This is a genomic window from Halorientalis sp. LT38, from assembly GCF_037031225.1.
GTDB lineage: Archaea > Halobacteriota > Halobacteria > Halobacteriales > Haloarculaceae > Halorientalis > Halorientalis halophila.
This window is the reverse complement of the sequence record NZ_JAYEZN010000001.1, coordinates 1099288-1113588: the sequence shown is the minus strand read 5'-3', so window position 1 is coordinate 1113588 and position 14301 is coordinate 1099288. Positions and strand designations below refer to the sequence as shown.

Sequence of the window (14301 nt, the reverse complement as noted above, 5' to 3'; positions counted from 1 at the left end):
TTGCCCAAAGAGAGCGGGCCGTTCGACGATGTCGATGAGTCAGTGGTCTGGATCGCCGATTCCGGCCTGTTCATCGCGTGCGGTCGACAAGAGAATAACAAGTACACCGCACTCGAACGGTTTGTACATCGACACGACATCACATTCGTGATTCCCAAGCGTGTCTACGCTGAACTTGGCGGCGCACCGGACCGCAGTACTCCTGGCCAGACCCCCATCAATAGCGCTATCGACGCTGGGTGGGTGACGGTTGCTGCGGACCCGGACTACACGGACAGCACAGTCTCGAGCGTGATGGACGATATTCGGACCTTCATCGCTACCTCGTCGAACCGTGACGAGGATCAAATCGAGAAGGCAGATACAGCGCTTGGTGCTGTTGCCGTCGACTGCTTGACCAACGGTAATGCAGAGTTTGTCTCGGTCGTAACGACGGATACCGATGCAGGGGAGGGAGTCGTTGCGTCTCTCACAGCAAATGGCTTCGAAGACCGAGTCCAATTCGTAGATGGATTTGAGCTGATTGAGGAGATCTCCTGAATGAGTCAAAAAGCGAAGATACATCTCTAGTCCACGACGGATCAGATCAAACCGACGACGGGATTGGTTCCAACTTTGCTGAGACCGGCGCTAGCTGCTCTCTGTTGTGTGCGCCCTGCGGGGCGAGGGCGCATTTCGTGTGCCCCTGAGCACTCGTGAGAAAACAGACGACACTCGACGCTAATCGATTTCACCGACCGACTCAGAAACAAGATCCCCAAAGCAAAGCAGCGCTGCTCGAACGGGCCCCTGAATACGCACGAGCTGTCGACCTCGACGTCGACGTTCCGCTGATTGACTGGAAGATTTCCCAGCGAGCAAAGCGCTATGCGGGCTGTTGCGAGTACAACCACCTCACAGAACAGATTACGATCACACTTGCCTGGGCTGCCTACGAAGAATACGGGTGGGCGGAGTTCACCGGAACGATTCGACACGAACTCATCCATGCCTGGGAGTTCCAGCACTTCGGCGAATCCACGCATGGGGAGCGATTTCTCCAGAAGGCTCGAGAGATCGGTGCACCACGCTATTGTCGGCCGTTCACTGAGGCTCGTCTCCAACTCGTCTGCATCAATGCAGACTGTGGCTGGCACCTCGATCGACACCGTGCCTCAAAGTCAGTGACCCATCCCGATGACGGGTACCGGTGTGGTCGCTGTAAGAGTCGCTATGAGGTCCGACACGTCGACTCTGGTGCGTGCTGGCGGACGAACGATGAGTACGAACGAGTTCGAGAGTGGCTGGGGGACGATTGGTAGAGCTGTAATTTGACTGTTCTCTGCACAACCGCAAAGGGGCTGTTTTCCACACACTGGCTAGATCTGTGCAAGTTGTTTTGGCTCACACTGTACACACGAGAAGGGCTAAGTAGTCTGGCTCACAATGTACACATAATGAGTAGCGAGAAGAAACGCGTCCAGTTCCGAGCACCACACAGGCTCGTTGACCGAACTGACGCCCTCGCAGCGGTCCTGGGAGAAGACCGGACGGATATCCTCCTGACTGCCCTTCGAGAGTATCTTCAGGAGGCTACGCACGACGATGCACTCACCCAGGAGATTGCGGCCGCGTACTACGACAACGAGATCACCTTCGAACAGCTCAAAGCGCTCGTCGGTGCCGAAGAGGCGGCGAATCTCCGGGTATTGAAACAACAGTTGGACGAGGATTTTATCGACGAAGTCGCTGACGCATAATGTCGCCACTCGTCGCAGATGCCTCTGCTCTCGTCAGTCTCGGAGTCGTTGCTACGGACGATCCCGACCCACTCGGAATCTGTCTTGCCCAATATGAGGTTGTCGTCCCAACGGTTGTTATCGAGGAACTCCGAGAGATCGCCTCCTACGATGATACACACGGCCGTGCTGCAAGCACCGTCCTTGACCGAACTGATGCGCTGGAGACGCGGTCAGTTAACCTTGATGCCGAGTTTCCGCTCGATGATGGCGAAAACGCTGCCGTCAAACTTGCGAACGAACTCGATGTCGCCCTGTTGCTCTGTGACGAATTCAATCAGCTTGGCTTGATTCACGCCTCGCTCGCTGATACCCGGCTTGTCACGACCCCGACACTACTCTCGATTCTCGTTCGAACCGAGCAGTTGTCAGCTTCTGATGCACGGTTGCTCCTCGATGAGATCAGCGACGCCCGCAGTTGGGACGCGAACAGCTACGTACAACGGGCTCGCTCGTTGCTTTCAGAGTCCTGAGACTGACGACAGCGGCCCCGATTCTCTGTTACCGCACGGTCTACGACAATTGAAACAGCCGCTTACCGGTGGGTTTGGGAACAGCGTGGCTATCCTGCATCCGTATCGTGTTTTGTTGGTGCCCCGCGAGGGGCGCGGGGCACATCGATCGATGTGTCCTGAAATACGAATGTCGAAGACAGACAATCCACTTGCCAGACTTCAGTTCACGAACCGTGTCCGAAAGCGTGCCCAGTACGAAGCCTTCGAGTACACGCTCACTCCCGGGGGCGTCCAGGTGCGAAACGGTAGCTACGCAAATCCCGAGGATCACGAATATCTCATCACGATCAGGGATGGGCTCCCCACACACTGCACCTGTCCAGCGGATGCCCGCTTCGAGGGTGCCTGCAAACACCGCGTCGCCGTTGCGATCCGCAAGCCGATCCTCGATGCAGCGACGACCCGCGTCGCAGCCGATGGTGGAACCACTCGTACAGACGAGCGTCCCATTGGGGACAGGACGACCGCCGACGATTCCCCTATAGCTTCTCAGACAGACCCAGACGAGTGCGAGGAGTGCTTCGAGGATTTCCCCTGTTGGGAATGTGTGAGAACTGGTAAAAAGCCACTGCCAGAGTAATATCAGCACCATCCCCAGACGCGAAGTGGTTATGTCAGAATGCTACACTGGATGGCAAGTTTAGGAGTCAATTGCTACTAAGATAGTTGCGCCTTACTCACGAAAAACGCCATACAACGATCGAATCTATAGGTTTATATCCCACCCATTCACCAGATCAGATGTACTCGTCGCGTTGCGGTCAATTCCATCCTTGGGTGGGGTTCGACGCAAAGTGACTCCCTGAGTAGCAACTATGTCAGCTGATACTACAGATACTGCAGGTTCGTTGTCGATTCGTTGTTCAATCAGTCCATCTGTCCGCACAGTTCGGTGGACAATTCTCACCGGATTTCTCCTGAGTGTCGTCGCTGTCGACCCCGTCCTGGCCCAGTCAGTCGGGAACGACTTCTGCTCGACTGATATGGCAGAAACCGTCCGCAACATCTTCACCATCATCCAGTTCGGTGGCCCGCTACTCGGCGGGACGATCTTTCTGGGTGCGACGGTTGCGACGCCGGCCGTCCGCCGTGCGGATCTGAAAAAGGAGATCAAGGAAATCCGGAATCAGGGTCTCATCTGGGGTGTGATCGTTGCACCGCTGGCAACGGTGATCCTGCAGTTCCTCCTGAACAACGTCGTTGCAGGTGGGGCAAGTTGCGGCTTCTGAAATCCCTCGTCGGTGGGATTGGATTGAGCGTCATCCTATTCGTGACGCTCGTCTCGACAGCCACTGCAACGACTGCCTATGCGCCTGCATCGCGGTCGCCACCGAACCAGACCGATCACGGACTCTCGAATGAAACGTTTCATGTCCTCTGGTCGGGCGATCGAGATGCTTTCGTCTCACCGGCAAACGTGACCGGCCCGCGAGCGCGATCGGCGATGGCTGTCCTCGCGAACGGGACGGACATCCCACTTGATGAACCTCCGGCTACTGTCGAGCAGTGGAATCGAGGGGATCTGGGTGACGTTCCAAACACGGGTCGAGAGCAGTCGGTCTATCCACCGAATGCGACCCTCACGGATGGATCGTTCCTGAAGGATGCAACCGCGAATATCTTCGCCGTCCAACCCTCGACACGAGCGCGCATCCAAGAAGGTGAGAAGCCCTTGTTCGTTGGCCCATCGGGATCCGTACTGGGGTCGGTCGATTACCGCCTCGAAATCGAGGAGCCCACTGCGATGCTGGGCGAGCGTAATTTCTGGAACCTTCGCTCTCACGAGGTCTCTGAAGTGCGACTCCTCGTCGACGGCGAGGTTCTGTCACGCCAGTCTGGCTCACAGCGAGTGACTGTCCCATTCGAGGACCTCGATAGCTATCGTAGTGTGAATCTGACCCTCACGCTGGAAGCCGATATCAGGGTTGATCTGATCCACATTCTGGAGAATTGCAACCAGTACAACCGATATGGCAGGGCCTGTATCGATTTCGACAGAGAACTGGAGCCTGATTCGGAGACCCTCACAGTTCGGGACTCGCAGAATGTGACAGTCTACGATCTCGATATTTCGGGGTATCGGACGACCTATCCAAATGGTGATCTGGGACTCGTCGTCTACAAGAACTACCCATGGCTTGGACACGCGCTCCCGAATGGCGAGGTCCGCGGTGTCTGGCGCTTCTATAGCGCTCGTGACACAGAGTGGGACTCACTCGTTCAATCGAGTGACGACGGCCAGAAACGAATCTCCTCGCCAGCACAGCCACTGCAGGTGACGGCCTACCCGATCGAGACTGGGCCGACTCCATCACCGCGTGCGAACGTGACGATCCTCGAAACCTACGGCGAGCAAACTCAACCGGGGGCGCTCCCCGACGCGATCAACCTCGATACACTCACGGAACCATACACAGCGAGCTTTGGAATCGCGACGCGAACGAAGACGGATCGGGATCCTGACCCGGTGGTTGCAACGGGTCTGGTACGTGGTGTGACAGCCGAACGCCCCTTCTCGTCATTCGAGGAGATGGAACTCTCCGAGAGCAACTTTACACTCGAAATTCTCGACCGTGATGCGTCGACGATTCGGATCAAGGCGACACTCCGATCGAACGCGACCGGTGACCCAGTTGAAACTGGAGACCGTGATGGATACGTGATAATCGCAGGTGAGCGATTCAACACCACGAGAAACGGAACGGTCATCACGACGCTCCCCAGGGGAGATGGTTCGATTGCTGGGCGATACGTTCCGAGTTTCTGGTGGTGGGACACGCCGGGCTACATGGCTGATTCGGACGTGGTCTATGCTCGTGGAACTGTTCTTGAGTGGTTAGCGACGCTGTTTCGGTTCGCCGTTCCAGTGTCGCTGTTTCTGGTCGGGGTGTATCTCATCGACCGGATCACTGGATGGCGTGTCTGGCCACCGTGGAGGGGTGTCTAAATGGAGGATTCTTCGGGACGTACCCGTCTCTCCCGTCGGTCGTTCGTTCGCCTCGGATCAGTCGGTCTCCTCACGAGCGTTGCGGGCTGTCTCGGTTCAGGTGAGACAGATCAAGAGTCCAATCCGGACGCTCGCGAAGACGGATTGGCTGCCCAGAGTTCACTCGTGCAGGCGATTGGGTTCGAGGGTCAGGACATCGTCGTTCGACTCGTCGACGGACACGACATCTCGAAGTTGAATCTGCTCGATCCAGAGGGGAGTCTCTACACGTCGACATCGGTCGCGACAGGAGAGACAACGGTGCGTCTGCAGATCATCGAAATCCCGTCGGTTATGGGTCGCTACTCCCACTATACGCCAGGTACCCACGAGTTAGCACTCATCTCAGATGGATCGATCAGCGATACGGTAGCGATTGATTTGAACCCGGATCTGGAGATTACAGAAGTCAAGCAGTATAGGAATGGAAAATTCGATCAAGAGTACGCCAAAATCGAAGTCACGGTTCATAACAGCGGAACCGGGCCAACTTGGGTATCCGATATCGTCTTTGAGGACTCCCCATACTTTGCTGCAAATCACGATCTACGGGGCCATTCAAGCATTCCAACTTATACAGAACCTGAAACGCCAGAGAAGATCTTGATTCCTTCTGATGGAGACCAAACATATGTGCCAGACGAAGAGGCGCTTCTGTTCTCCACAAATGAGCACAGTGGGTGTGCTAATCTATCTGGTCAAATAGGAATCATTGCTGGTCTCGCAGATGGGAACAACGTTCGTGCAACTGCCCAATTTGACGCTGGTGGAAAAATAGAGCAGGGGAGGTATGGTCGCCGTTACTCCTGCACAGAGGTTCAGCTTGATCTAATCGAGGAGGATAGCGATGGCTGATTTCAGCGCACTGGGTGATGTCATTGTCGATGCTCTCAAAGAGGTTCTTCGAGGTCTCTTTAGCCCAATCACTAAACTCATTGAGGACTACGGATCCGACTTAGTAGACATAATTGTCGGAACACCCCATCCGAACTCCGTCTTCGGGCCGCCGACGAACGGTGCCTGGCCCGCGATCTACGAGTACTACTGGGAGAGCATGATCCCATTGTCGCTGTTTCTCTGGGCGGTCTCGATCGGCTTGGTAATCTTCTTCGAGATGACGAGTCACCTATTCAGTAGTTACCACCGAACGAAGCTCAAGAAGCGAGCTTTCACTGGCCTTCTCGGTATTCTCATGTGGTGGTGGATCGCCGCTCTCTCACTTCGGTTTATGAGTGCGCTGGCTGAGATTATCGTCCCGTCACTGTCGGATATCGCGCTCTTCGAGACACTTTCGTTCAGTTCGATGGGCGTACTCGGTCTCGTCCTTACGCTCTCTGCAGATTTCGTTCTCTTCGTACTGATCGCACTGATCTATCTCGCTCGTGAGGTCGTGCTGTATCTCTTCGTCCTCATGATGCCGATTTTGATCGCACTCTGGGTTCCTGGCGTCGGGCCGTTCACGCTTGTATCGCGATTCGTGAGCCGGCTCTCGGGATTCTACGTACCGTTCCTGTTCATGACGATCCCGGTCGCGATCCTATTCCGACTCGGTGCGCTTCTGGGATCGAGCTTCAGCGTCTCGATGGGTGGATTCGGTCTGTGGCTGACGGCACTCGTGATTCCACTGATCGCAGTTATCTCACCACTGGTGCTGTTCTGGCAGGCAGGTGCGATCTTCTTCGTTGCAGACCGTGCTTCCCAACGACTGTCGGGGTCACAAGCTCGAAACCGAGTCACTAAATCGCGCGATGTTGGCTCGCGTACGGCTCACGGGACGAGAAACTTCTCGCGTGGTATGGACGGGAAGCCAGCGATCAAACCCAACGGGCAGTCTGTTCTTGGCTCCGGTGACTCACGCGCTCACGCTGCAGGGAAACAACTCGCTGACGCGACACAGCGATTGCAGAGTACCTCCAACACTCGAAAGGGTGGCGGAGGTAGTAGCGGTGGAACGACTGGCTCGAGTGCAAGTCCTGGCCAGGGCCCCGATGACCATACTCCGAATTCTGGCGCTGACGCCTCGACTACGACTGATTCGAGTGCACCCGGGACAGCCGACCGAACCCAGCAGAACAAATCGACGAATTTCGAGACACTCCGTGATCGAGACCGGCCCCGAACGCGTAGATCTCGATCCAGTACTGACAGCAATAGCGACGACGACCGACCACGGTACATCAACTAACATCAACTAATGGCAGATACTCCGCACTCCGATCCGTCGAAGCGCATTCCAAAATCACTCAACACTGACGCGAACCTCATCGGTAGCTACAGTCTGACCGACGTTGCCGTGGCACTCTTCCCGGGCGTCCTCGTCGTCCTCTGTACGCAACTACTCTTTCCCACAGCAATCATCGCCGGCTATTCGATCCAGACGCTGACGCTCCCGATTGCCGGTGTGGCGATTACGATTGGGGCGATCTTCGTCTCACTGACGCCGAATTATACGACCAGTCTAGACTGGCTCCAGACGGTGATCAGCTTCTATTCGAACGACACCGAACTCGAACACGACGACGCAAAGGAATATACACAGGTCGAACGCATCCACCCAGATCAGAATGCCATAGAGCGGACTGACGGAGCGCTCGTCGGATTGATTCAAGTCGAGCCACCCAACATGGCCCTCGCGACGGGAGCGCAGTGGGCACAGAAAGCAGACGCCTTTCAGGACTTCCTGAACACGGTCGTCGAATTTCCGATCCAGATCTACTCGACAACGCGGGACTTCCCTGTCGAGGAGTACCTCGCACACTACGAATCACGACTCGGCGATGACGACGTGAAGGCTAATCCGCAACTCGCCGCCTTGATCGAGAACTATATTGAGTGGTACGAGACCGACCTCGAACAGCGCCAGATGACGATCCGTGATCACTACGTGATCGTCACGATCGCGCCCGAAGAAGTACAATTCGAACACGAAAGCCTCGTCGGAAAACTCGCTCGGGTACCCCTCCTCGGAACGCTCGTTCGCGTTTGGTTAGCGCCCTCCCGAAACGAGCAGCGCGATGCCATGTTCGGGACGCTCGAACAGCGACTTTCTCGAATTGAACGCGGCCTTCGTGAGATCGAAGGCTGTGGGGCGCGGGCAGTCCCTGCGACAGAAGCCGTTGAATTGTTGGCCTCGTTCTGGGCCGGTGAGCAGATTGAGTATGGCGACTCGGAGAAAGCCTTCCAGGTGCGCTCGATTCTTGACGCTGAGAGGGCTGCCCAATGAGCAGCGATATCGAACACGTGAAGGAAGACGATACCTCCCAAGAACAACCCGAGACAGACGCTGAGGCCCAATCAGCCGAACAAGAAACGACTGATGCTGAAACTACAGGCCACTCTATCGAACCCGAGTCAGACACGGACGATACATCGCCGTTCTCGGTGACCCACGAGACGCCGAATAGTCCACTCCAAGAAGAGTCAGACGTTCATTCGTCGATTATCGCACCATCAGCAATCGAGAAGACGCCGGGTGCGATTCGAGCGGGCAACCGATGGCTCCAGACACAGTGGATCGGCGAGTTCGCGGATGCACCAGCCGATGGCTTGCTCGAAGCGCTCTATTCGACGGGCGAAACCCGGCGGACGGATATCTCGATGCATCTTGACCCGCGGGATACCCAGAGTACACTCGATTCGCTGGAGAACCAATTAGAGGATCTGGAAGCTGAATTCGAGTACCTCTCCGAGAAACACAGAGCCAGCGCTCGGGGTATCCAGAAAGACCTCGAAGATCACCGCGAACTGTACGACGTCCTCCGGAATACGTCGATGCGGGCCTTCGACGCCTCGATGTATCTCACGACTGGCGCTGCAGAACGTGATGAGTTAGAGACCGACGCTGTTCGGAAAGCAACGAGACGTGCGCCTGCAAATCTCACACCCGTCACGCCACGGTGGGCACAGACGGAGTCGCTCATCTCGGCCAGTCCTATCGGTGTCGACAAACTTGACGAGTCACTGGATGCCAAGACGCCGATGCTCGCCGGCGCTGTCGGGGCGATGTTCCCGTTTGTCTCGGGGTCGTTCGCTGAACCCGGTGTCGAGTACGGTACCTATGCACTCAACGAGAGCCCGCTCATTCTCGATCGATTCAATCGGGAGACGGGCTACTGTACGATGGTTATCGGCCAGTTGGGTGCAGGGAAATCCTTCTCGACAAAGTTGCAACTGCTCAGGCGGGCGATGTACGATCCGGAAACGCTGATCGTCATGCTCGACCCGATGGAGGGATTTGCAGGCGTGAACGAAGCCCTCGGTGGCGAGCGAATCACCGTTGGCGGTCGGCGTGGGTTCAACCCACTTGAGCTGCAGTCGACACCACAGCATGTTCTAGATCGAGTTCCCGATCTGGACCCGTGGGCCGAACAGATCAGCTGGGTGCTGACCTTCTGTGATACCTTCTTCACCCACATCGCCAACAATCCCCTTGAGGAGCGTAAGCAGACGCTCAGGCGTGCGGTGCAGGAAGCCTACGAGCGCCAGGGGATCACGCGCGATCCGGAGACCCACCATCACGAGTCGCCGACGATTCGGGACGTAATCGCTGTTCTCGAAGATCTACTGGATGATCCGGTCTCATTTGGTTATCCGACGGCCAGCGAGCAGGAAGGGGTTCGAGAGGATGCCCAATCTTTGCTGACGGATCTGCGGCCGTCGTTCCGGCCGGATGGTGACCTGGCGAATCTCGCCCAAGCCACTGAGTTCGATCTGGACTCGAAGGTACTCTATCTGGATTTGCACCAGGAAGAAGGAGCCCGCGGAAGAACTGAAACGAGTCTGATGATGTCCGTCCTGTTCAATGCCGTCTACGAACGGGCGAAACAGACGGACAAACGGGTCGTGTTCGTCATCGACGAAGCCCACTACCTGATGAACGATGCGACCTCACTGGAGTTTCTGGAGATGGCTGTCAGGCACAGTCGCCACTACGACCTTTCGCTTCACTTCATCACGCAGACGGGTGGTGAGTTCACGCTCACACCGCAGGCACAGACGATCGCAAATCTGTGTTCGATGACACTGATCCACCGGGTAAACGAAGAAGCCGAGAAACTGGCCGAGTGGTTTGGGCTAAGCGAGCGTGAGGTGAACTGGGTTCGCACGGCGAAAGCCGGAAACGACGAAGACGGGTTCTCGGAAGCATTGCTTGGAATCGATGAAGAGGGCTGGTTCCCGTTGCGAGTGCGAGCAAGTGGATTCGAGAAGAGAATGCTTGACTCAGGGGTAGATACGTGAGTTTCTGATTGCAGATTCCATCTGGTGATCGGGCCACACTCACCCTTCCCGTGAAACGGTCAGGGATCCAAATTCTTCCGGCGACCAACGATGCCAGCAGACCTATTCGGCTGGCCCTCCCCGTTGTACTGTATGCGAAGATGGGCTGCTGTCGTTCTCGTTGCTTTCCTCGTCGCCCTCGCCGGTTGCGGGAGCATGACGGACGTCGGGATGGACGGAACACCGGCGTCGACACCGGGCACAACTGGGGATGGATCGACTACTGGAACGCCGACTGTCGCGAGTGCGAATGGCTCGCTCTCGGTCCACTTCATCAACGTCGACCAGGGGTCGAGCACGCTGGTCGTCGGGCCGAATAACGAGACGATACTGATCGACAGTGGCGACTGGCAGGACGACGGGGAGTACGTTCTCGAGTACCTGCGCGACAACGACATGGAGCGCATCGATCACCTGGTTACGACTCACGCCGACGCAGACCACATCGGTGGGCACGCGGCGGTAATCGACTACTTCGAAACCGAGGCCGACGGCGTCGGTGCCGTGTACGACCCGGGGATCACGTCGAGTAGCCAGACGTACGAACGCTATCTCGACGCCATCGAGGAACACGACGTGACGCTGTACCAGACGCGAGCCGGCGATGGGATTTCCTTCGAGGGGGCATCGGTCGACGTGCTCGCACCACCGGATGGGTACGTCGCTAACGGTGACCGCAACGAGAACAGTATCGTCCTCCGGGTCGCTCACGGCGGGTCGAGTTTCCTGTTGCCCGGTGACGCCGGCCCCGAAGGCGAGGAGTATCTCGTCGACGAGTACGAGTCGGCACTGAACGTGTCGGTCCTGCAGGCGGGCCACCACGGCAGTGATACGAGCTCGAGCGCCGCGTTGCTGGACGCGGCGACCCCACGGCTGGCAGTGATCTCCAGTGCGTACGACTCCCAGTACGGCCATCCAGACGAGGCCGTGTTGGACCGGTTGACGTCACGGTCGATCCAGACCTACTGGACCGCGACTCACGGTGACGTCGTCCTGACCAGTAACGGGTCGGCGATCGAGGTCGCGACTCAGCAGGCTGCACCGACGTCGCCGCTCGAACTCCGAGACGGTGACTCGATCGCTCCTGGCAGTGGTGGTGCAGTGCAGACACGGACCGTGTTCGACGTCGGTGGTGAGACGGAACCCATCGTGACCGACGACGGTTCTGACACTTCGACGGCGACGGCGACACCCATGTCGACGCCCGAGGACACTGGTGGTGACCTCTCGATCACAGAAATTCACGAAGAGGCTGCCGGCGATGAGTACGACAACCTGAACGACGAGTACGTCGTCTTCGAGAACAGCGGTGGCGAGCCACTGGATCTGTCGGGGTGGACCGTTGCCGATGCGGCCGATCACACCTACACGTTCCCGTCCGAGTTTACACTGGATCCGGGTGCGGAGGTCACGTTGCACACCGGGAGTGGACAGGACACTGAGACGGACCTCTACTGGGGCTCTGGCAGTCCGATCTGGAACAACGGGGGCGATACGGTTATCGTCCGCAACGAGGCGGGTAAACTCGTGATTCAGGAGGAGTATTCATGATCGACGACGGAACCCACACGGCGGTACTGGACCGATTCGAGGACGAACTGGCGGTGCTGCTCGTCGAAGGTGAGGAAGACCTGGTCGGGGAGTTGGTGGTGGATCAGAAGGAACTGCCCGAAGATGGGCAGCACGTCGATGCGGTGTTCACCGTCGAGATTGCAACTGGTGAGCTGTCTGCGGCGACGTACCAGGCAGCGGAGACGAACGATCGAACTGATGAATCCCAGTCACGGTTCGATCGGCTATCTCAGCGACCACCATCCGATGACGACGATGATCAGTAAGTAACGGTTGTCGGTGCTCCGTGCTCTGGGAGGACTTCAATGAACGACGCCCACGAACCTGACGCCGACTGAATCGCATTGTGTCTACTCCTTGATTACCACGTGGTTTCTCGGTCGTTCACCGTCACAATTGGTCCCGCCCGTTCCGGTTTCCCTCACCGACTCACATCGTTGAATCAGACTCATCGAAGAGAACAGATCCGTGCCTGAATGCTCCACCAGCAGGTCGCCTACCGGCGGTGAATCTACTGTGCCGACGGCAGGGCGAATCCTTTGAGAGACAGGGCAGCTTGCTGAATCCGTTCCATCGGCGTGATGGTATGGTGGTCCGTATCAAAGTGGAGGAGGTCTGCATCCTCCATCTTCGGAAGGTGCACGTGATGGAATCGGACCTTCGCCCGCCTGTGGGTATCTTCCGATTCCGATTGTTCGTCCTTCTTCTCCACCACGTGGTCTACCAGTTCACTCATCGAAACAGTGTCTTCGGCTGTAGCTAGATACTCGACCGCAATACACCGCGATTCATTTTTCAGTATTTCGAGACTCAGAGACGGGTCTGATACGTGCAGCGGATAGAGTCTGTCTGCTTCGTCGGAAGTCTGTGTTGCCATATTGGCCTGAAGGCACGGTAGCGGATTAAGCCAATCCCCAAAATTATTCAACGACCATACTGGGACACGACCTAGTTTCGATTGCACATGGTGTGTTGCCTTTCAGGTCCCCGGCACAGCCTCCTTGATCGGCTATCGCCGGGGTGGACTGATAGCAGAATGAACTGGCTGAAGTACTATCCTGAAACCATCGGTTACGCCAATGTCCAACTCTAATGGTGACCTACGTGTCGCGAACGGTGACCTCTTGGGGGCTCACTGTAACGTGATGTCCATTATATTCAAACTTGACAGTAGAACCGCTCTGGACGAGACTATCTAACGCCTCTGGATCGAGGACGTACGCTAATGGAGGGAGATCAGTACTCGTACAGTCCTGGGCCCTTGCAACAGCACGCACCACCTTGTCAGTTGGGTTGGGTTGCTGATGCACAGACCCTTTCGTGCCGACTTGTGTGCAGTCAGAATCCATCACACGAGTGCAATACAGTGAGCGCTATAAGCGTTTCCGATAGAACGCTTAGAGATGGCCTAAAACCCGAGAATATCACTCTGTTGTGCTCGGGAGGTTGGCGCCGATCTCAACCATCGGACAGAAAAGCAATCGCTCGGGGTCTAAGGAGTCCAGTGAGAAGACAGATAACCGGTTCTCCGGTATCGCCGCTACCAGCTCATTCACCAGTTACTGTTGGGCAGTAGAACCAAGTGGTCTGCCCCAGAAGCGGGCCCAGAAACTGACTGATGGAAATTCCCGATCAACTCCAGTGTCTCTTCTCGGCGAAGCTCGAAGCGCAACATGAGTCCGGCGTAATCGAAATCCCGGCCCAGGAGATCAAACTTGGTACCCTGCAGCCCGGTGAGACATAACGGGTGGCGATTCTACCGGCCTCCGAGCGGAGCGGAAACAGTAGATCTGCGCCCGAGTCGGAACGAAGATCCGGCCCAGAGACGCCACCAGTCGAGACTGGGGAACAACGGGACGTCGAGATTGAGGACATCGGCGAACAGGGTGATGGCGTTACCCGTGTCGAACGGGGATTCGTCGTCATCGTCCCCGATACCGAACAGGGCGAACGCGTCACCGTCGAGATTACCGACGTGCGGGAGAACGTCGCCTTTGCGGAGGTTGTCGAGCGCCTCAGCTATTACGAGTAGGGTCGAGGCACGGTTCTGTTGGTTTTTTCGAGCTAGCTTATGTTTCCAGCGTTATGAAGATTCTAAAGGGTGCTTGGACGACACGGTTGATCAGTCTGTAATCAAGGGCCGGCTGGATGTTCTAGTGGCTCTTGACAGTGG

The 14301-nt window shown here is 56.7% G+C and carries 15 protein-coding genes and 1 pseudogene; 14 read left to right on the top strand and 2 right to left on the bottom strand.

Features of this window, described 5'->3' with window-relative positions; translation table 11 throughout:
• The 13 genes from U5918_RS05800 (at position 1) to U5918_RS05740 (ending at position 12394) form a co-directional block, all read left to right on the top strand.
• Entirely contained in the window at positions 1-540 is a 540-nt protein-coding gene (locus U5918_RS05800) for a PIN domain-containing protein (RefSeq protein WP_336000169.1), read from the top strand.
• Positions 541-695: 155 nt separating this feature from the next.
• On the top strand, positions 696-1301 hold the full coding sequence (locus tag U5918_RS05795) for a SprT family zinc-dependent metalloprotease (RefSeq protein WP_336000168.1): 606 nt from the start codon (positions 696-698) through the stop codon (positions 1299-1301).
• A gap of 135 nt (positions 1302-1436) precedes the next feature.
• Positions 1437-1739, top strand: coding sequence for a hypothetical protein (locus U5918_RS05790; protein ID WP_336000167.1), 303 nt, complete (start codon positions 1437-1439; stop codon positions 1737-1739).
• Positions 1739-2251, top strand: a complete 513-nt coding sequence (locus U5918_RS05785; protein WP_336000166.1) for a PIN domain-containing protein — start codon at positions 1739-1741, stop codon at positions 2249-2251. Before U5918_RS05790 ends, U5918_RS05785 begins: the two co-directional genes overlap by 1 nt.
• 169 nt (positions 2252-2420) lie before the next feature.
• Complete coding sequence (locus U5918_RS05780; protein ID WP_336000165.1) at positions 2421-2873, top strand: SWIM zinc finger family protein; 453 nt, start codon at positions 2421-2423, stop codon at positions 2871-2873.
• A gap of 403 nt (positions 2874-3276) precedes the next feature.
• Positions 3277-3522 carry a hypothetical protein gene (locus tag U5918_RS05775; protein WP_253741509.1) on the top strand — a complete coding sequence of 82 codons (246 nt, stop codon included), beginning with the start codon at positions 3277-3279 and terminating at the stop codon, positions 3520-3522.
• A 215-nt stretch (positions 3523-3737) separates the two neighbouring features.
• On the top strand, positions 3738-5240 hold the full coding sequence (locus tag U5918_RS05770; RefSeq protein WP_336000164.1) for a DUF8186 domain-containing protein: 1503 nt from the start codon (positions 3738-3740) through the stop codon (positions 5238-5240).
• Positions 5241-6134 (top strand): hypothetical protein, encoded by an 894-nt coding sequence (locus tag U5918_RS05765; RefSeq protein WP_336000163.1) that lies wholly within the window; start codon positions 5241-5243, stop codon positions 6132-6134.
• On the top strand, positions 6127-7464 hold the full coding sequence (locus U5918_RS05760; RefSeq protein ID WP_336000162.1) for a TrbL/VirB6 family protein: 1338 nt from the start codon (positions 6127-6129) through the stop codon (positions 7462-7464). Before U5918_RS05765 ends, U5918_RS05760 begins: the two co-directional genes overlap by 8 nt.
• 9 nt (positions 7465-7473) lie before the next feature.
• Complete coding sequence (locus U5918_RS05755) at positions 7474-8502, top strand: TraC-like domain-containing protein (RefSeq protein ID WP_336000161.1); 1029 nt, start codon at positions 7474-7476, stop codon at positions 8500-8502.
• A complete protein-coding gene (locus U5918_RS05750) occupies positions 8499-10517 on the top strand; it encodes a VirB4 family type IV secretion system protein (protein ID WP_336000160.1) in 2019 nt (672 codons plus the stop codon). Before U5918_RS05755 ends, U5918_RS05750 begins: the two co-directional genes overlap by 4 nt.
• 132 nt (positions 10518-10649) lie before the next feature.
• Positions 10650-12107, top strand: coding sequence for a lamin tail domain-containing protein (locus tag U5918_RS05745; RefSeq protein ID WP_336000159.1), 1458 nt, complete (start codon positions 10650-10652; stop codon positions 12105-12107).
• On the top strand, positions 12104-12394 hold the full coding sequence (locus tag U5918_RS05740) for a DUF3006 domain-containing protein (protein ID WP_336000158.1): 291 nt from the start codon (positions 12104-12106) through the stop codon (positions 12392-12394). The genes U5918_RS05745 and U5918_RS05740 overlap by 4 nt, the downstream gene beginning before the upstream one ends.
• A 245-nt stretch (positions 12395-12639) precedes the next feature.
• On the opposite strand, the gene U5918_RS05735 is transcribed toward U5918_RS05740, so the two are convergent.
• Positions 12640-13005 carry a DUF7344 domain-containing protein gene (locus U5918_RS05735; protein WP_336000157.1) on the bottom strand — a complete coding sequence of 122 codons (366 nt, stop codon included), beginning with the start codon at positions 13003-13005 and terminating at the stop codon, positions 12640-12642.
• A gap of 223 nt (positions 13006-13228) precedes the next feature.
• The gene (locus U5918_RS18565) at positions 13229-13477 is read right to left on the bottom strand and encodes a HalOD1 output domain-containing protein (protein ID WP_418771156.1); all 249 of its coding nucleotides are present in this window, start codon (positions 13475-13477) and stop codon (positions 13229-13231) included.
• Positions 13478-13746: 269 nt separating this feature from the next.
• On the opposite strand from U5918_RS18565, the pseudogene U5918_RS05730 reads away from it, so the two are divergent.
• A pseudogene (locus U5918_RS05730) lies at positions 13747-14160 on the top strand (TRAM domain-containing protein).
• Positions 14161-14301: the final 141 nt, after the last annotated feature.

Excerpts from the sequence above, each read along its gene's own strand:
- U5918_RS05790 (WP_336000167.1), top strand. The coding sequence starts at position 1,437 with ATGAGTAGCGAGAAGAAACGCGTCCAGTTCCGAGCACCACACAGGCTC.
- U5918_RS05785 (WP_336000166.1), top strand. The coding sequence starts at position 1,739 with ATGTCGCCACTCGTCGCAGATGCCTCTGCTCTCGTCAGTCTCGGAGTC.
- U5918_RS05780 (WP_336000165.1), top strand. The coding sequence starts at position 2,421 with ATGTCGAAGACAGACAATCCACTTGCCAGACTTCAGTTCACGAACCGT.
- U5918_RS05775 (WP_253741509.1), top strand. The coding sequence starts at position 3,277 with ATGGCAGAAACCGTCCGCAACATCTTCACCATCATCCAGTTCGGTGGC.
- U5918_RS05770 (WP_336000164.1), top strand. The coding sequence starts at position 3,738 with ATGGCTGTCCTCGCGAACGGGACGGACATCCCACTTGATGAACCTCCG.
- U5918_RS05765 (WP_336000163.1), top strand. The coding sequence starts at position 5,241 with ATGGAGGATTCTTCGGGACGTACCCGTCTCTCCCGTCGGTCGTTCGTT.
- U5918_RS05760 (WP_336000162.1), top strand. The coding sequence starts at position 6,127 with ATGGCTGATTTCAGCGCACTGGGTGATGTCATTGTCGATGCTCTCAAA.
- U5918_RS05755 (WP_336000161.1), top strand. The coding sequence starts at position 7,474 with ATGGCAGATACTCCGCACTCCGATCCGTCGAAGCGCATTCCAAAATCA.
- U5918_RS05750 (WP_336000160.1), top strand. The coding sequence starts at position 8,499 with ATGAGCAGCGATATCGAACACGTGAAGGAAGACGATACCTCCCAAGAA.
- U5918_RS05745 (WP_336000159.1), top strand. The coding sequence starts at position 10,650 with ATGCGAAGATGGGCTGCTGTCGTTCTCGTTGCTTTCCTCGTCGCCCTC.
- U5918_RS05740 (WP_336000158.1), top strand. The coding sequence starts at position 12,104 with ATGATCGACGACGGAACCCACACGGCGGTACTGGACCGATTCGAGGAC.
- U5918_RS05735 (WP_336000157.1), bottom strand. The coding sequence starts at position 13,005 with ATGGCAACACAGACTTCCGACGAAGCAGACAGACTCTATCCGCTGCAC.
- U5918_RS18565 (WP_418771156.1), bottom strand. The coding sequence starts at position 13,477 with ATGGATTCTGACTGCACACAAGTCGGCACGAAAGGGTCTGTGCATCAG.